At 69.4% G+C, this 17,152-nt stretch carries 16 protein-coding genes; 12 read left to right on the plus strand and 4 right to left on the minus strand.

The genetic code is table 11. The annotated features are described in order from the left end of the window. Positions 1-45: 45 nt before the first annotated feature. From ACQCSX_RS20060 to ACQCSX_RS20070, 3 genes are all read right to left on the minus strand, one after another. Positions 46-1,038 carry an aminoglycoside phosphotransferase family protein gene (locus ACQCSX_RS20060; protein ID WP_427016963.1) on the minus strand — a complete coding sequence of 331 codons (993 nt, stop codon included), beginning with the start codon at positions 1,036-1,038 and terminating at the stop codon, positions 46-48. Positions 1,039-1,053: 15 nt separating this feature from the next. Continuing rightward, entirely contained in the window at positions 1,054-1,785 is a 732-nt protein-coding gene (locus ACQCSX_RS20065) for a VIT1/CCC1 transporter family protein (protein WP_427016964.1), read from the minus strand. Between the two features lie 67 nt (positions 1,786-1,852). Then, on the minus strand, positions 1,853-3,919 hold the full coding sequence (locus ACQCSX_RS20070; protein ID WP_427016965.1) for a DUF4439 domain-containing protein: 2,067 nt from the start codon (positions 3,917-3,919) through the stop codon (positions 1,853-1,855). Positions 3,920-4,120: 201 nt separating this feature from the next. Between ACQCSX_RS20070 and rimP the strand changes: the two genes are divergently transcribed. From rimP to rbfA, 5 genes are all read left to right on the plus strand, one after another. Beyond that, positions 4,121-4,720 (plus strand): ribosome maturation factor RimP, encoded by a 600-nt coding sequence (rimP, locus tag ACQCSX_RS20075; protein ID WP_427016966.1) that lies wholly within the window; start codon positions 4,121-4,123, stop codon positions 4,718-4,720. A 1-nt stretch (position 4,721) separates the two neighbouring features. Next, on the plus strand, positions 4,722-5,708 hold the full coding sequence (gene nusA, locus ACQCSX_RS20080) for a transcription termination factor NusA (protein ID WP_427016967.1): 987 nt from the start codon (positions 4,722-4,724) through the stop codon (positions 5,706-5,708). A 121-nt stretch (positions 5,709-5,829) separates the two neighbouring features. Beyond that, positions 5,830-6,108 carry a YlxR family protein gene (locus ACQCSX_RS20085; RefSeq protein ID WP_427019114.1) on the plus strand — a complete coding sequence of 93 codons (279 nt, stop codon included), beginning with the start codon at positions 5,830-5,832 and terminating at the stop codon, positions 6,106-6,108. Between the two features lie 176 nt (positions 6,109-6,284). Further along, positions 6,285-9,191, plus strand: coding sequence for a translation initiation factor IF-2 (infB, locus tag ACQCSX_RS20090; RefSeq protein ID WP_427016968.1), 2,907 nt, complete (start codon positions 6,285-6,287; stop codon positions 9,189-9,191). Positions 9,192-9,485: 294 nt separating this feature from the next. After that, positions 9,486-9,926, plus strand: a complete 441-nt coding sequence (gene rbfA / locus ACQCSX_RS20095) for a 30S ribosome-binding factor RbfA (protein ID WP_427016969.1) — start codon at positions 9,486-9,488, stop codon at positions 9,924-9,926. 78 nt (positions 9,927-10,004) lie between these two features. Here the strand turns inward: rbfA and ACQCSX_RS20100 are convergent, their stop codons facing one another. After that, positions 10,005-11,129: a ScyD/ScyE family protein gene (locus tag ACQCSX_RS20100; RefSeq protein ID WP_427016970.1), complete on the minus strand. Its 1,125-nt coding sequence runs from the start codon at positions 11,127-11,129 to the stop codon at positions 10,005-10,007. Between the two features lie 196 nt (positions 11,130-11,325). Between ACQCSX_RS20100 and ACQCSX_RS20105 the strand changes: the two genes are divergently transcribed. The 7 genes from ACQCSX_RS20105 to rpsO all read left to right on the plus strand — a co-directional run bounded on the left by ACQCSX_RS20105 (position 11,326) and on the right by rpsO (position 16,870). Beyond that, the gene (locus tag ACQCSX_RS20105) at positions 11,326-12,930 is read left to right on the plus strand and encodes an arylsulfotransferase family protein (protein ID WP_427016971.1); all 1,605 of its coding nucleotides are present in this window, start codon (positions 11,326-11,328) and stop codon (positions 12,928-12,930) included. A 102-nt stretch (positions 12,931-13,032) separates the two neighbouring features. Beyond that, positions 13,033-13,938, plus strand: a complete 906-nt coding sequence (truB, locus tag ACQCSX_RS20110; RefSeq protein WP_427016972.1) for a tRNA pseudouridine(55) synthase TruB — start codon at positions 13,033-13,035, stop codon at positions 13,936-13,938. Between the two features lie 3 nt (positions 13,939-13,941). Further along, on the plus strand, positions 13,942-14,319 hold the full coding sequence (locus ACQCSX_RS20115) for a hypothetical protein (protein ID WP_427016973.1): 378 nt from the start codon (positions 13,942-13,944) through the stop codon (positions 14,317-14,319). An 11-nt stretch (positions 14,320-14,330) separates the two neighbouring features. Continuing rightward, a complete protein-coding gene (locus ACQCSX_RS20120) occupies positions 14,331-14,771 on the plus strand; it encodes a hypothetical protein (protein WP_427016974.1) in 441 nt (146 codons plus the stop codon). Further along, positions 14,768-15,400, plus strand: coding sequence for a GNAT family N-acetyltransferase (locus ACQCSX_RS20125; protein WP_427016975.1), 633 nt, complete (start codon positions 14,768-14,770; stop codon positions 15,398-15,400). Before ACQCSX_RS20120 ends, ACQCSX_RS20125 begins: the two co-directional genes overlap by 4 nt. Positions 15,401-15,510: 110 nt before the next feature. Then, on the plus strand, positions 15,511-16,488 hold the full coding sequence (locus ACQCSX_RS20130; protein WP_427016976.1) for a bifunctional riboflavin kinase/FAD synthetase: 978 nt from the start codon (positions 15,511-15,513) through the stop codon (positions 16,486-16,488). A 112-nt stretch (positions 16,489-16,600) separates the two neighbouring features. Further along, entirely contained in the window at positions 16,601-16,870 is a 270-nt protein-coding gene (gene rpsO, locus ACQCSX_RS20135; protein ID WP_026554060.1) for a 30S ribosomal protein S15, read from the plus strand. Positions 16,871-17,152: the final 282 nt, after the last annotated feature.

Here is a 17,152-nt window from a genome sequence, read left to right on the forward strand (position 1 = left end):
GGCCTCCAGCGGCCAGCCCCGGCGGCGTTCCATGCCCGGGCTCTTCTAGGTCAGGACCTTCAGGGCATGCGCCTGGGGCAGCCCGGCCAAGGTCTTTCCGGCCAGGGTGCTGGCCACCCACAGGGAGCGCTGTGCGTCGCCCTCATGGTCCGGCTTGGCAAAATACCAGAGCGCGTTTTCCACCTCGCGGGCGATGCTCCATTGCACCGCCACCTCCGCGTCCAGCCCCGCCGCCTCGCACAACTGGGCGCAGCGTTCGCGCAGGGCCACCGCCGGGTCGGTGCGGGAGAGATCGCCGATGCGGTTCCACAGGCACGGTGCCACGGCGAATTCGGCCTCGCCAACGCTGGGCTGCGGGTCGATGGCGGCGTAGTCGGTCCGGCCCGGCCGGCCCAGGATGTTCATGTAGTGCAGGTCCGTGTGGACCAGGACATCGCGTGAGCTGCGCCGCGAGACGGCCCCGCGCGTCTGGCAGACCTCCAGCGCGGCCTCCAGCATCCAACGGCTGAAGGGCCGGCCCAGGTCCTCCCAGCGCGTCGGCAGATCGTCGCTCCAGATCTCGGCCGTATCGGCAATCCTGGGCAGTGCGGACCATTCGGGGCGCCCGTCCGGGGCAATGGAGAGTTTGCGCAGCAGCGTCCCCCACACCTCCACGGCGGTGTCCATCGGGGCCGAAATCAGCGACCTGCCGTCGTCGAGCCGTTCCAGCAGCGCCGAGCAGCTGGCCTCGTCGCTGGCCAGCAGCCGCACGGCACCCCTGCCGTTCCACAGCCGCAATGCCGCCGGTTCCAGCAGCGATTCGTCGTAGGGGAACGCCACCTTCAGCACGGCCCGGCTGCCCAGGGGGGTCAGCACGGGCACCACAATGCCGGAATAGCCGTTCCAGGGCTCCCTGCCCTCGGGGAGGTCCACCGTCAGCTCCCAGCGCCGCAGGCTGGCGTCCACCACGCCGGGCAGCGACTCCAACCAGGCACGCCGCACAGCGGTTGTGCCGTAGCGCTTCTTCAGGTCTGCGGGGATGGGGACGACGGCGCTCACAGCTCCAGAATACTGCTAGCCAACCAGCCCGCTGCCCCCGATCAGGGAGCCGATTCCAAAAGTTGCCGCGAGCGCCAGTGCCCCGCCCAAGACCACCCGTGACGCGGCCCGCAGCCGGGATCCGCCACCGATGGCTGCACCGGTCCACCCGGTGGCTCCCAAGGCCACCAGGACCGCGATGAAGGTGACAGGGACCCGGACCGGTTCCGGAGGCAGCAGGATGGCCAGCATGGGCAGGACCGCCCCCAGGGTGAAGGCGATGGCGGAGGCCACCGCGGCGTGCCAAGGGCTGGCGACGTCGTCCTCATCGATGTGGAGCTCCGCCGAGAGGTGGGCCGCCAGGGCATCGTGCTCGGTGAGCTCCACGGCCACCTGACGTGCGGTCTGGGGCGTGAGCCCCTGGGCCTCGTAGAGGGCGGTGAGCTCGGCCAGTTCCTCCTGGGGCATCTCCGCCAGCTCGCGGCGCTCCTTCTCGATCAGGGACCGCTGGCTGTCCGTCTGGCTGCTCACGGAGACGTACTCGCCCAGGGCCATGGAGATGGCTCCACCCACTAGGGCCGCCATTCCGGCGGTGAGGATGGGACCGGTGCTGGTGGTTGCGCCGGCCACGCCCACCACGACGGCGGCAACGGAGACGATGCCGTCATTGGCGCCCAGCACGCCGGCGCGGAGCCAGTTCAGGCGGGCCGCGGTGTCAGTGGTGTGAGGTTCTTCCCGGTGGGGCGATACCTGGGAGGCAGGTGTCATGGTTCCAGCAAACCACCCCAGCGCGCCGGGCACCAGCCTGCATGGATGCCTCGCCGCGGCGGGCCCGCTACGACCCGCCGGCGGGCACCGGGGTGGGGGAGTCCGTGGCAGCGTCAATGCCGGGCAGCGCCGGCACACCTTGGCCCCACAGGACGGCGCTGTGGGCCGAGCGGACCAGGGCGGCGACGGCGGTGCGCCGCACGCTGTCCGGCGCCGCTGAGGGTGCGCTGAGTGCGGCCAGGCCGCCGTAGACAGTGGTGAGCTCCGACTCCAGCCGGCCCAGCGCATCCGCCGGGGCGGTGGTGAAGGCCGGGTCCAGCCGGTAGCCGGGTACGGTGGCGGGCAAGGCCAGGCAGGCCCGTCCCAGCTCGGCCGACAGCGTGCCGAGGGCGTGTTCGTGGCTGGCCAGGATGGCCACCGCCTGGCTGTCCGACGGGCTGTCCAGCCGGGTGGCGGAGACCTGGTAGGCGTAGACCGCCTCCTGCTCGGCAGCCGCTGCCGCCAGCAGTGCGGCGTCGGCGCTTGCCCCCGGGGCCGGCGAGCGGGTGGCGGTACAGGCCGCGGTGGCCTGGATCCCGGCGTCGGTGGTGGCGGGGTCGGTGGCCGGCACCAGGTGCGCCGAGGCCGGCAGCTCAAGCCCGGCGGCCGAGGCCAGGGCACGGGCGTGCAGCAGCTGTCCGGTTCCCACCGAGGCAAGCAGGCGGCCCATCGCGCCGTCGGCCGTCCCGGCGGCATCCAGGGAGGCATTGGCGCTGGCCGCCAGCGCAGCCACCAGCTGGGCCAGATCGGGAACCTGCGGCACCGTGGCTGCGGTTGTGGTGGGGCTGGCCGATGCCGCACTGGTGGTGATGGTCAGGGCTGCAACGTCCGCGGCCAATGATGCGGCCGTGTCCGACAGCGCAGTGGCAAGGGACGGATCCGCTGTGGCGGCCACCGTTTGCACCTGGGCCGCCAGCACCGTGGCCGACTCCAGCGCGGAGTGCCGTGCCAGCTCGGTCGCCGAGGGTGCGGCGGACGTGGGGCCGGGGGCGTGGAGCAGCACAATGGCTACGGCGATGGCCAGGGTTGCTGCCAGTACAAGCAGCAGCACCTTCCCCACGGTCTTCCGGACCCTCCGGGCCGGCTTGCGGTCAGCCGTGGGCCGGGGCTTGGGCTTGCGGGCGGCCTTGGGCTTGGGCAGCGTCGGCTGGTAGGGCTCCCCGGACTGGAAGGGCATGATGGCCGGTCCGGAGGGTTTGCCGGTACTTCCGGGGGCTGTGGCGCCCGCCTGTCCCTGGGCCTGCTCCGCGGCGCGCAGGGCCCGGCGCGACGGCGTCTCGGCGGCCGCAGGTGCCGGCGTTGCCGCGGAATCCGCTGCAGATTCGTGCGCCGGCTCCAAGGACTCTCCGGCGCCCTCCTGCGGCACCTTGGCGGCATCGGATTCCGGATCGGCACCGGCGCCGGACGGCTCGGTGGATGCCGGCGTGGCGGGGCCTTCGTCCTCGACGGCCGGGGCGTCCTCCTGCTGGGCCGTGGGCTGCCCGGCGCCGGCGGGTTCCTTCGCCTCCTCCTTCCCCTCCGCCTTCCCCTCCGCCTTCGCCTCCTCGTTCGGCTCGGCCTCGGGCAGCGGCTTGCCGGCCGGGGCTTCCTGCATTGCCGCAGGGCCATCGACCGGAACGGCTGTGCCGGCGTCGGGGGCCGGCCCGGCGTCGGAAGCCGGTGCGGGTGCAGCGGTGCCGTCAGCCGCCGGGCCGTCAGCCCCCGGGCCAGCCGCCGGACCGGCCCCCGCATTGTGGGCACCGGCACCGGCACCGGAGCCGGCATCACCGGCGCCGCCAACGGCCGAGCCGGCCCCGCCAAACGGCTTCAGGGCCGCATCTGCGGTGACGTTCGTCTCCATTTTCTTCCCGGCCGAAGCCGCCGAGGGTGCGCCGGACGTGCCGGTGGGTACGCCGTCGGGCACATGGTTGCGGGGGGAATCCTTGGCGTCCACCGTCGCGGCCGGCGGGGCCGCGGCGGCAGCGCCGCGTGACGGCGGCCCCGCGGGCGCGGTGGCGCGGCGGGGACCACCCCGGCGGGCTGCAGCCGGTTTTCCGGGGCCAGAGGTGCCGGCAGGGGCAGGGTTGTTCTCCGCGGGGGTGGGGGATTTAGTCACAACAGTTGATGATGTCATGCGCGGGATGCGCCATGCACACCGGCCCCGCCGCGGGGACGCGGGCACTCGCCGAGGCGCCCGAATGTGGCCATTCTGCGGCGTCCGCGGCGGCGGCGGGATCACACAACCCGTTCACCGCAGGAGCCAGAAACTCGGTACGCTATTACCTACAACATCATCTAAGTGGGAGGCGTGCGCGGAATGAACAAGCCGGAGCGGCCCAGCGGGGCAGCGAAGACCGCACATACAGCCGAAGCCCAGAGACTCTTTGAACTTCTCAATCCCACGGTGGAGGCCAATCGGCTGTTCCTGGAAGATGTGAGCGTCACCGTGGCCGGATCGCACCGGACCGTGGCAGTGGTCATCGACCTGCCCGACACGGAGACCGGCGGCGTCGGCCTGGATGCGATCGGCGCGATTTCCCGGGAACTCTCGGATGTGCTGGACAATGATCCCCGCGACGACGGCCGCCCCTATGACCTTGAGGTCTCCTCTCCCGGCATTTCCCGCCCGTTGACCGAGCCGCGGCATTGGCGCCGCTCGCTCGGCCGGATGGTGAAGGTCAATGTCATGGCGGGGGAGAACGTCACCGGGCGTGTGCTCGAGGTGGACGGCGACGGCGTGCTGTTGCTTCCCGAACTGGAAGTGAAGAAGGGCATGAAGCCCAAGCAGGGCGAGCCCCTGCGGATCGGCTTCGATGCCATCCGCCGCGGCACCGTGGAGGTTGAATTCAGCCACCTGGATGACGCAGAACTTGATTTGGAATTTGGTCCGGCCGGGGCCCAGGGAGAGGAAAGCTGACATGGATATCGATATGAGCGCGCTGCGACTGCTGGAGCGTGAGCGTGAGATCCCCCTGGATCTGCTGATCCCCACCATCGAACAGGCACTGCTGGTGGCGTACCACAAGTCGCCCGGAGCCATCGCCTCAGCCCGTGCAGAGCTGGACCGCAAGAGCGGCCACGTTACCATCTGGGCCGCCGAGATCGACGACGAGGGCGTTGCCGTCGGCGAATTCGACGACACTCCGGCCGGCTTTGGCCGCATTGCCGCCAGCACCGCCCGGCAGATCATTCTCCAGCGTCTGCGCGATGTTGAGGATGACAACGTCCTGGGCGAGTTCAAGGGCAAGGAGGGCGAGCTGGTCTCCGGTCAGATCCAGCAGGGGCACAACCCGCACATGGTGCAGGTCAACCTTGGCGCCGTGGAGGCGCTGCTGCCTCCCACGGAGCAGGTTCCCGGCGAGGACTACCGCCACGGCACCCGCGTCCGCGCGTTCGTGGTGGATGTCCACCGCGGCCTGAAGGGCCCCTCCATTACGTTGTCCCGTTCGCACCCCGGCTTGGTCAAGAAGCTCTTTGAACTGGAAGTGCCGGAAATCGCGGACCGCTCCGTGGAGATCGTGGCGCTGGCCCGCGAGGCCGGACACCGCACCAAGATCGCTGTCGTGGCGCACCAGGCCGGCATCAATGCCAAGGGTGCCTGTATCGGCGAGATGGGCTCGCGTGTGCGCGCCGTCATGACTGAATTGAACGATGAGAAGATCGACATCGTCGACTACAGTGCGGACCCGGCGACGTTCATCGCCAACTCGCTGTCGCCGTCGAAGGTGATCTCGGTCACGGTGGTGGATGCGGATGCCCGCTCCGCCCGTGTGGTGGTCCCCGACTACCAGCTCTCCCTGGCCATTGGCAAGGAGGGCCAGAACGCCCGCCTCGCCGCCAAGCTGACCGGCTGGCGCATTGACATCGTTTCCGATGCCGCCGCAGCGGCCGCCGCTGCAGTTTAGGCAGCCGGGCACCCGTCGCGCTAGAATAGGAGACGGCCGGGTTTAGCGACCGTCGACTCCCCAAAAAGGCAAAACACCAAAAGTGGAAGCATCAACACGCAACACCGCTTCCGCCCAACCGGTGCGAACCTGCATTGGCTGTCGGCGCACCGACTCCCGGCTGTCGTTACTGCGGATCGTCAGGGAGACCGCATCCACGGATGGAACATCCGCGGTTGCCGATCCCTTGCGCCGGCTACCTGGCCGGGGTGCGTGGCTGCACCCCACCGAGGAATGCCTCGCACTGGCGTTGAAGAAACGTGCCATCGGCCGCGCCCTTGCGGGTGCGGCGGACAGCGCGGATGTTCAGGCGTACATTGCACGGCTTTCCCAGGCACAGGCCGCAGTACACGAACCGTAGAACTGTCCAACCTGAAAGCGGGTCAGAAATCTGATGGAAACCCGATGAGTACCCAGCGATGAGTGCCCACCGATGAGCATTTTCATGTGCTCTGAAGCAGCGCGTTCCGACATGGAATGTCGCCGTAAGAATTAAACGGTTCGTACCTGTCCGGTGCGGGCCGAGACAGGAGAAATGTGGCCAAGGCCCGCGTACACGAGCTCGCTAAAGAGCTCGGCATCACCTCAAAAGAAGCAGTCACCAAGCTGCAGGAACTGGGCGAATTCGTTCGCTCCGCATCCTCCACGATTGAGGCCCCCGTTGTGAAGAAGCTTCGCGACGCTTTCCCGGCTGCCGCCAATTCGGCGCCGGCTCCCAAGGCTGCCGTTCCGGCTGCCCCCGCTCCCGCGGCACCGGCTGCTCCGGCTCCGGCGGCTCCGGCGGCTCCCGCTCCGGTGGCTGCTGCTCCCGCGGCTGCTGCTCCCGCGGCTCCGGCCGCACCGGCTCCCGCTGCACCCGCTCCGGCGGCTCCCGCCCCGGCTGCACCCGCTCCGGCGGCTCCCGCCCCGGCAGCTCCCGCTCCGGTGGCTCCCGCTCCGGTGGCTGCTGCTCCCGCGGCTCCGGCCGCACCGGCTCCCGCAGCATCGGGTGCCAAGCCCGGCGCACGTCCGGCAGCTCCGGCTCCCGCCGCACCGGCTCCGGCCAAGCCGGCCACCGGCGCACGTCCGGGCGGCCCCCGTCCGGGCAACAACCCGTTCGCCACCTCCCAGGGGATGCCTCGCTCCGGCGGACGCCCCGAGCGCGGCGACGGCGATCGCCAGTCACGTCCGGGCGCACCCCGTCCGGGCAACAACCCCTTTGCACCCTCCCAGGGCATGCCGCGTCCGGGTGCCCCGCGCACCGGTGACGCCGGTTCCGGTGGACCCCGTCCCGCAGCAGGTGCGGGTGGACCCCGTCCCGCCGCTCCGCGTCCGGGTGGGCCCCGTCCCACGCCGGGCATGATGCCCAACCGCACCGAGCGTCCGGCAGCACCCGGCCGTGCCAACGACCGCCCCGGCGGTCCGGGCCGCGGCCGTCCCGGCGCACCCGGTGGAGCACCCGGCGCCGGTGGCGGCACCGGTGCACCCGCTGGTGGTGGCTTTGGCAAGGGCGGCCGCGGACGCGGTGGCACCCAGGGCGCCTTCGGCAAGGGCGGCGCAGGCCGTGGCAAGCAGCGCAAGTCCAAGCGGGCGAAGCGGCAGGAACTGGAGCAGATGAGTGCTCCGTCGCTGGGTGGCGTGAGCGTACCCCGCGGCAACGGCGAGACCGTCGTCCGTCTGCGCCGTGGATCCTCCATCACGGACTTCGCCGACAAGATCGAGGCAAACCCCGCAGCATTGGTGACGGTGCTCTTCCACCTGGGCGAGATGGCTACGGCCACCCAGTCCCTGGACGAGGACACGTTCGCACTGCTGGGCACCGAGCTGGGCTACAAGGTCCAGGTTGTGTCCCCCGAGGACGAGGAGCGCGAGCTCCTGAGCGCCTTCGACATCGACTTCGATGCCGAGCTTGAGGCCGAAGGCGACGAGGACCTCGAGGTCCGCCCGCCGGTTGTCACAGTCATGGGCCACGTCGACCACGGTAAGACCCGCCTGCTCGATGCCATCCGCAACTCCGATGTTGTGGCCGGCGAGCACGGTGGAATCACCCAGCACATCGGTGCCTACCAGATCAGCCACGAGCACGAAGGCACCGAACGCCGCATCACCTTCATTGACACCCCCGGCCACGAGGCGTTCACCGCCATGCGTGCCCGTGGTGCCAAGGTCACCGACATTGCCGTGCTGGTTGTCGCAGCGGACGACGGCGTCATGCCGCAGACCGTTGAGGCGCTCAACCACGCACAGGCTGCCGGTGTGCCGATTGTGGTCGCGGTGAACAAGATCGACAAGGAAGGCGCCAACCCGGAGAAGATCCGCGGCCAGCTGACCGAGTACGGATTGGTTCCGGAAGAGTACGGTGGCGACACCATGTTCGTCGACGTTTCTGCCCGCCAGAACCTGAACATCGACGAGCTGCTCGAGGCAGTGCTGCTGACCGCAGACGCCGCCCTGGACATGCGTGCCAACCCGAACAAGGACGCCCGAGGCATCGCGATCGAGGCCAACCTGGACAAGGGCCGCGGTTCCGTGGCCACCGTCCTGGTCCAGTCCGGTACGCTCCGCGTCGGCGACACGATCGTGGCCGGTACGGCCCACGGCCGCGTCCGTGCCATGTTCGACGAAGACGGCAGCATCATCACCGAGGCCGGCCCGTCCCGTCCGGTGCAGGTGCTGGGTCTGTCCAACGTGCCCCGTGCAGGCGACACCTTCTTTGTCACGGGTGACGAGCGTACGGCCCGCCAGATCGCTGAAAAGCGTGAGGCTGCCGACCGCAACGCCGCCCTGGCCAAGCGCCGCAAGCGCATCAGCCTGGAAGACTTCGACCAGGCCGTTGCCGCGGGCAAGGTTGACACCCTCAACCTCATCCTCAAGGGTGACGTGTCCGGTGCCGTCGAGGCCCTGGAAGACTCGCTGCTCAAGATCGACGTCGGCGAAGGCGTGCAGCTGCGCGTCATCCACCGCGGCGTGGGTGCCATCACGCAGAACGACGTCAACCTGGCCACGGTCGACAATGCCATCATCATCGGCTTCAACGTCAAGCCGGCCGAGCGCGTTGCCGAACTGGCCGACCGCGAGGGCGTGGACATGCGCTTCTACTCGGTCATCTACGGTGCGATCGACGACATCGAGCTGGCCCTGAAGGGCATGCTCAAGCCGGAGTACGAGGAAGTCCAGCTGGGCACCGCGGAAATCCGCGAGGTCTTCCGTTCTTCCAAGTTCGGCAACATCGCCGGCTCGATCGTCCGCTCGGGCATCATCCGCCGCAACACCAAGGCACGCGTCCTGCGTGGCGGCAAGGTCATCGGCGACAACCTCACGGTTGACTCGCTGAAGCGCTTCAAGGATGATGCCACTGAGGTCCGCACGGACTTCGAGTGTGGTATCGGTCTGGGTTCGTTCAACGACCTGCAGGCAGAAGACATCATCGAGACGTGGGAGATGCGCGAGAAGCCGCGCGTCTAAGCCTGATGCATAGTGGCGGGGTGCCTCCGAGTTGTGGGGGCGCCCCGCCCCTTCGCGTGGTAGCTCAGGACTTGCGTCCTGAGCCACCACGCTCCGGCAGGCCCGAAAGGTCGGAGCCAAGGGCCCCGATCCGAGCTTGCGAGGGTCGGGACGGCTCCAACCGTACTCCCGGGCGCCCCCACAACTCTCCGGCTCCGTCGTAGACTCGCGTTAGTCTCGCGGAACGAACCTGGACGCTTTACGATGTCGTTTCACAACGCCGTCGACGTCCCCCTTTATTTTTAGGAGTAATTCATGGCTGATTCAGCCCGGGCTGCGAAGTTGGCGCAGCGTATCAAGGTGGTTGTGGCCGAGGGGCTGCGCAAGCGGGTCAAGGATCCGCGCGTTGAGGGCATTACGGTGACCGATGCGCGTGTGACCAATGACCTGCAGCATGCCACCGTCTACTACACGGTCTTTGGCGACGAGACGGCCCAGGCCGATGCCAAGGTGGGCCTGGAGAAGGCCCGCGGCGTGCTCCGCCAGGAGGTGGGCAAGAACATCACCGTCCGCCTGACCCCGACGCTGGAGTTCGTGGCGGACGAGATCCCGGTCAACGCCAGCCACCTGGAAGCCCTGCTGAAGGTTGCCAAGGCCAAGGACGCCAAGGTGGCAAGGATCCGCGAGGGTGCCGAGTTCGCCGGCGAGTCGGACCCGTACAAGCGGGCCGACGACGAGGACGACACCGAGGCGTAGCCTCGCGCTCCAGCGCAAAGGCGCGGGTGCGGACCAATTGGTCCGCACCCGCGCCTTTGCGCGTCCCGGCCGCGGGGCCTAGCGCCAATCGTCAAGGCCGATGGCAACCACCCTTCCGTTCGGTGCCATGTTCTCCGCCGGCAGGACGTCGACCGTGGCATACAGAGTGCTGCCTTTCAGGACCAGGGCCGCGGGATGGGGCAGGCTCAGGAACGGCTCCGCCGTGTCGTCCCCGGCCCTTGCCACGGAGATCCGGTCGCCAAAGAGTTCGGCCACGTAGATGTCACCGCTGCCGGTGATGGCCAAGCCGGTGGGGGAGAGCAGCCCGGAGACCACGCGGTGGATGGACCCGGTGGAGGGGTCGATGGAGTAGATCTTCCCGCGGGCGCCCAGCTGCGGCCCTTCCGGCCCGCCGGGCAGCGTGCTCACGTACAGCAGCCCGTCGGGGCCGACCGCCACATCGGTGGGCACAGGTTCAAAGTAGTACCGGTGGTTGAGCGTGCAGGCCGGCAATCCGAGGGCGGCCACGGCCTCGGCCGTGACCACAGCGGGCTGCGGCGGCAGGACGGCCACAGTGCGGACATCACCCGAGTCCGGGTCAACGGCCAGGATGTCGTTGCCGCCGGCATCGGCGACGAAGAGTTCATGCCGGCCCGGGGCGGTGGCATACACATGCGAGTCCACGGTGCCGGTGTAGGCGCCGGGGATGTCCGGCGGCAGCTGGGCGAGGCAGGCGGTGTCGAGGTCGCGGAAGCCGTAGGCCACATCCGCATCAGGGTTCTCGGTGGCCTCGTACCGGGCCAGGTCGGTGATGGTCCGCATTCCGTCGTGGCGGGAGATGGCCATCAGCTTGGCCGTGCTGGCCCCAGACGTGGGGCTGACTCCGGCATTGTCGGAGAAGTAGAGGGTTCCGTCGTGCACCGAGACGGCGCCGACCTCACTGCCGGGAGTGGGGCTTTGGTAGATGGTGCCGGTGGCGCCACGGCCATCGATGGCCGTCAGCGTGCCGCCAAAGTTTTGGGCGACGTAGACGGTCCCGCCGTTGCCCGCCGCCAGGGACAGCGGGGAGAGCAGGCCCGAGGCGAGAGTCGCGGCGCCGTCCGGGGAGTGTTGCGGCGCGGCTGCCGTGGCGGGGCCGGCCCCGAAACCGATGGTGGCGGCCAGGGCAAACGCTGCGGCAGCCGATTGGATTGATCTGTGCATTTTCGTCTCCACGTGCGAGTGAAAAGCTCGAGACCAGAGTGGGTGGCGTTCCCCCAGAGCGCGGCTGGCTGGCACATCAGAGTGCCTTTCCACCCTATTCCCGTTGCCCAGTGCCGTCCAGAGGTTGCACAGCCAACACCCGGCCAACTCGTGGACTGATCCGAGGCTGGCGTTCCTAGCATGGAACATGGAATCGATGGAGAATGCGGTTGCAGACCCTCGGGAGCCGGCCGCAGACGTAGAAGACCAGCCGTGGATCCGCGGATCGGTCAGCAGGCGCGGTTTCCTGCTGGGCGCCGGCGTGGTGGGTGCGGGGGCCATGGCGCTGGGGACGGCGGCCGGCCGGTGGATGGTCCCCACCGCGGCAGCACAACCGGCCGCATCCGCCGCGGCGCCGACCGCCACGCCGACGGCGTCGGCCGCACCCACTGCCACCACGGCTATCTTGGACCGGACGTTCATCAGCACGAAGCTGACCAGCCCGCACGCCACCAGCTGGACGGCGTCGTCCACCGCCGGCGGACTGCTGTTCGCCGCGCCGCAGGGCCACGGCTCCAGCGGCCTGATCATGGACAACGAGGGACGCCCGGTGTGGATCGAGCCCACCGGCGTCGGCATCACCGATCTGCGGGTGCAGGACTTTGAGGGACGCCCGGTGCTGACATATTGGCAGGGGACAGGCACCGGCGGCCACGGCGAGGGCATGGGCACCATCCTGGACACCTCCTACGGCACCGTGGCCCAGGTCAAGGCGGGGAACGGGCTCACCGCCGATCTACATGAATTCCGGCTGACGGACGCCGGCACGGCCCTGCTCATCGCCTACCCGACCATCAGGCGGGACCTGAGCGGTGTGGGCGGCCCGGCGGACGGCTACATGTTCGACTGCCACGTCCAGGAGGTCAGGGTGCGTTCCGGGGAGGTCCTGCTGGACTGGAGCGCCGTCGGCGCCGTCGGGCTGGACGAATCATTTCTCGCGCCGGGCGACACTGCGGCGGCGGACGGCTCCAGCGCCGAGAAGGCGTTCGACCCGTTCCACGTGAACTCCGTGGACGAGGACGGCGGAACGCTGCTGGTCTCCGCCCGGCATACGCACACCCTCTACCTGCTGGACCGCAGCACGGGAGCGCTCCTCTGGCGCCTCGGCGGCAAGCGGAGCGATTTTGCCGTCGCGGCAAACGCCGCCTTTGCCTGGCAGCATGATGCCCGGCGCCGCTCCGCCACCGAGATCAGCCTCTTCGACAGCCACTATTCGCAGGGCAGCACCGGCACGTCGCGCGGGCTGTTCCTCAGCATCGACGAGGCGGCACGCACGGCCGGGCTGAAGGCGGAGTATGCCAATGCCGGCCATCGCGGGAACGCCGAGGGCAATGTCCAGCTGCTGCCCAATGGGAACATCCTGGTGGGCTGGGGTGCGGATCCCGCGGCCACCGAATTCACCCCGGACGGGACGGCCATCTACGAGACCGTTGGGCTGGGCAATGCCTCCTACCGGGTGTACCGCTTCCCGTGGACGGCCACGCCCGGCACGGTCCCCAGCGTGGGCGTCCTGCCCGGCAACGGCTCATCGATGGCGGTGTTCGCCAGCTGGAACGGGGCCACCGAGGTGGCGTCGTGGCGGATCCTGACCGGCGGCGGCGATGGCGGCAGCGACGGCGACGGCGGCCTGACGGCCAAGGGCGTGGTGCCGCGCCGCGGGTTCGAGACGCAGTTTGCCGTGGCCAACGCCGCCCGCGTGGCGGTGGAGGCGCTGGCCGCCGACGGCACGGTCCTGGCCCGCTCCGCCGCCGTCGCGGTCTGAGCGCGGTCCGGGCGGCGTTTGGGGGCACAGCGCCCGCCCACTGGCGGCTGCCCCCGCGGCCGGTGGGCGGGAGCGGCCCGCGCCACCCATATACTGGAAAGCGTGCTTTCTGGACTGGTAGTAGTGGACAAACCGCAAGGATGGACCAGCCACGATGTGGTGGGTCGGATGCGAAGGCTGGCCGGCACCCGGAAGGTGGGGCACGCGGGAACGCTGGACCCCATGGCCACGGGTGTCCTGGTGGTCGGCATCAACAAGGCCACGCGCCTGCTGACCTACATCGTGGGCACCAGCAAGACGTATGAGGCCACCATCCGGCTGGGCCAGTCGACCATCACCGACGACGCCGAGGGCGAGGCCATCGAGACCGCCAATGCCGCGGCCGTTCCCGAGGACGCCATCCGCGCCGGCATCGCCGCGCTCACCGGCCCCATTTCCCAGGTGCCCAGCAGCGTCAGTGCCATCAAGGTCAACGGCGAACGCGCCTACGCCAGGGTCCGCTCCGGCGAGGATGTGAAGCTGGCCGCCCGGCCCGTCACCATCCACCGCTTTGAGCTCCATGGCATCGAGCGGGTGGCGCACGACGGCGGCGAGTTCCTTGACCTGCGCGTCACGGTGGACTGCTCCTCCGGCACCTACATCCGGGCCCTGGCCCGGGATCTGGGCGCCGGACTGGGCGTGGGCGGCCACCTGACCGCCCTGCGCCGCACCGCCGTCGGACCCTACACGCTGGCGAACGCCAAGACGCTGGAGCAGCTGGCCGAAGAGTTTTCCATGCTGGACATCGCCGACGCCGCCCGGGCACTGATGCCCGTGCGCGAGCTCAGCGCCGAGGAGGCCGTGGAGATTTCCTTCGGCCGCCGGATCCCCAGCAGCGAGGCCCGCGAACACACCGTCGAGAACCCCGCGGCGGCCTTCGCCCCTGACGGCACACTGGTGGCGTTGCTGGCCGACGCCGGCAAGTACGCCAAACCCGTGCTGGTCTTCCCGCCCGACGCGCAGGACTGACCCATGGGATTCGACCTGTGGTTCTTTGCCGGGCTCACCGTTGGCCTGGCCTCCACCATCATTTGCGTCGGCGCGGCCGTGATGCGCAAAAAGCCCAACGATGTCACGCTGCTCTCGGTGGCGGCGGTGGAACTGTTCCTGCTGGTGTACCTGGTGGCCTCGATCATCCGCACCGCCGGGGGTGCCGCCATTGTGGGCGAGGCATGGGAGTTCTGGAGCTACCTGGCCACCGCCATGGCCATCCCGATCGCCGGCTTTTACTGGGCCATTCTGGAACGATCGCATTGGTCCAACTATGTGCTGGGCGCCGTCGGCGTGACAGTGGTGGTGATGATGGCCCGGATGGCACAGATTTGGTATGGAACGGCAATCGCAACATGAGGGACGCCACGATGAACACCGCACACACTTCCACCGACCCTTCGGGCCGTTCGTCCGGGCCTGGGCGGATCCTGATTGCCGTCTACGCCATCTTTGCCCTGGCGGCCACGGCCCGCGCCGGCTTCCAGATTGCCACCGCGTTTGAGCAGGCGCCGCTGGCGTACCTGCTCTCCGCCTTCGCCGCAGTGGTCTACATCGTGGCCACGGTATCGCTGGCCCGCAAGGGCGCCTTGTGGTTCAAGGTGGCCGTGGGCGCCATCTTCGTGGAACTGGTGGGTGTGCTGGTGGTGGGCAGCCTGAGCCTGTTCGACGCTGCAGCGTTCCCGCGCGCCACGGTCTGGAGCATGTACGGGGCCGGCTACGGCTTTGTGCCGCTGCTGCTGCCCGTCCTGGGCCTGTGGTGGCTGTACCGGCACCGCACCGCCGCCGTGCCGGCCTCCACCACCGCATGACATCCGGCCCGGGCGCGCCGGCGCCGGACCTGCCGCCGCTTGACCCGCGGCCGGTGGTGCCGGTGCTCGGCGACGGAACAGTGGCGCTGCGTGCCCTGGTGGCCGCCGATGCCCCGGCACTGGTGCGCAATTGCCGCGACCCCGAGGCCGTGCGCTGGACCAGCGTCCCGCTGGATTATGTGCTGGCCGACGCCCACCGCTTCATCGGCACCACAGTGCCGGCGGGCTGGACCAGCGGCAAGGTGCTCACCTTCGCCGTCGCGGCCGCGGACGGCAACCAGCTGCTGGGCACCATTGACCTGCAGTGTTCCAAGCCCGGCACTGCCGAGGTCGGCATCAACATCGGGCCGGACCACCGGGGCAGGGGTGTGGCCGTGCGCGCCGTCGAACTGCTGGCGGACTATGCCTTCACCCAGCAGAACCTGGCCTACCTGCACTGGCTGGCGCTGGAGCCAAACTGGGCCAGCCGCAAACTGGCCTGGAAAACCGGGTTCCGGCTGGAGGGGGCGCTGCGCGGCTATGCCAACGACCGCGGCACGCCCACGGATGCCTGGGTGCTGACGCTGGCCGCCGGGGACCCCCGCGGCCCACAGGAACCGTGGCAGGGTCCGGCACCCGGCAACGGGTAATCTTAGACGAGGTCCGCACCCCGGTGGGGCGGACGGCACAGGCCCACAGGGGCCTGGATTCAAGGCAGGCCGGCGCAGGTGGCGCCGGCCCACAACGGCGAGGTTGACGGTTGCAGATCTGGAACTCATTGGCTGAGGTCCCGGCCCGGTATGGGCCCACAGTGGTGACGCTGGGAAACTTCGACGGCGTCCACCTGGGGCACCAGGCGGTGCTGGGCCAGGTGGTGGCCGCCGCGGCGTCCCGTGCCGCACGCGCCGTCGCCATCACCTTTGATCCGCACCCGGCCCAGATCCACCGGCCCGAAAGCGCCCCGCCGCAGATCATGTCCCTGCCGGACAAGCTGGAGACCATGGCCGCCACCGGACTCGACGGCGTGCTGGTCATGGCCTACACCCTGGACCTGGCGGCGCTCACGCCGGAGGAATTTGTCCGCACGGTGTTCGTCGAGGCCCTGGGTGCCTGCACCGTGGTGATCGGCCACGATGTCCGCTTTGGCCTGCACAACTCCGGCGACCTCTCCACCATGGTGGCGCTGGGCGCAGAGCTCGGGTTCGACGTCGTCGTCATCGACGAGGTGGGCCTGGACCGGCGCTGGTCCTCCACCTGGGTGCGCGAGGCGCTCATGCGCGGGGACGTTGCCACCGCCGCCGAGGTCCTGGGCCGCCCGCACCACATGCGCGGCGAGGTGGTCCACGGCGCCGCCCGCGGACGCGCCCTCGGCTTCCCCACGGCCAACCTCTCCCCGGTCGCCACCGGCATCATCCCGGACGACGGCATCTACGCCGGCTGGCTCACCGATGCCGCCGGCACCCGCTGGCCGGCCGCCATCTCGGTGGGCTCCAACCCCACGTTCGACGGCGTCAGCCGCCAGGTGGAGGCCTTCGTCATCGACCGCCCGGAGGAGCCCGTGGAGGCGTTCGACCTGTACGGCCAGCAGGTGACGGTGGAATTTGTCCAGCGCCTGCGCGGCATGGTGGCCTACACCGGCCCGGAGGCTTTGGTGGTGCAGATGTGCCTGGATGTGGAGCAGAGCCGCACCATTCTGGCGGGCCACTTCGACACAGGCGCGGCACTGCGGCTAAACTAGGTCTGAGGATCCGGCTGCAGTCCGTGGTGGCTGGATCTAACTGTGTACGGAAGTGGTTCGCCGCGTCCGCCCACAGCTTTATGTCAACGCGGCACAACTCAAGGAGTTACCTGTGGCATTGGACGCCGCTGTAAAGCAAGAAATCATGAAGGCTTACGCCACCGTCGAGGGCGACACCGGTTCGCCGGAAGTCCAGATCGCGATGCTGTCCCGCCGCATCCTGGACCTGACGGAGCACCTGAAGGCACACAAGCACGACCACCACACCCGCCGCGGCCTGCTGCTGCTGGTTGGCCGTCGCCGCCGCCTGCTGGACTACCTGAAGAAGACCGACATCACGCGCTACCGTACGCTCATCGAGCGCCTCGGCCTGCGCCGCTAGCATGACCGTTGGGCGGTCCCTCCTTTGCGGAGGGGCCGCCTTTCGCGGCGCTGTGCCCCACTAGGGCAGCGGCACCACGCTGCATCTCCGCAGCGGGAGCACCACAGGACACGCAACGCGCATTCGCGGTCCTCGGTAGTGATCTCCGGGATTGGCTCCGTGCCAGGCCCGTGGGTCTCGATCGAAGACCGGGTGTTGTACAGGCTTCACGGCACCATTCGGTGGAGTACCTGGGTTGATGCGTTCCGACTCCCACAAGATTTGATACACATACACAGAAAT

The organism is Pseudarthrobacter sp. P1, from assembly GCF_050156935.1.
Taxonomy (GTDB): Bacteria; Actinomycetota; Actinomycetes; order Actinomycetales; family Micrococcaceae; genus Specibacter.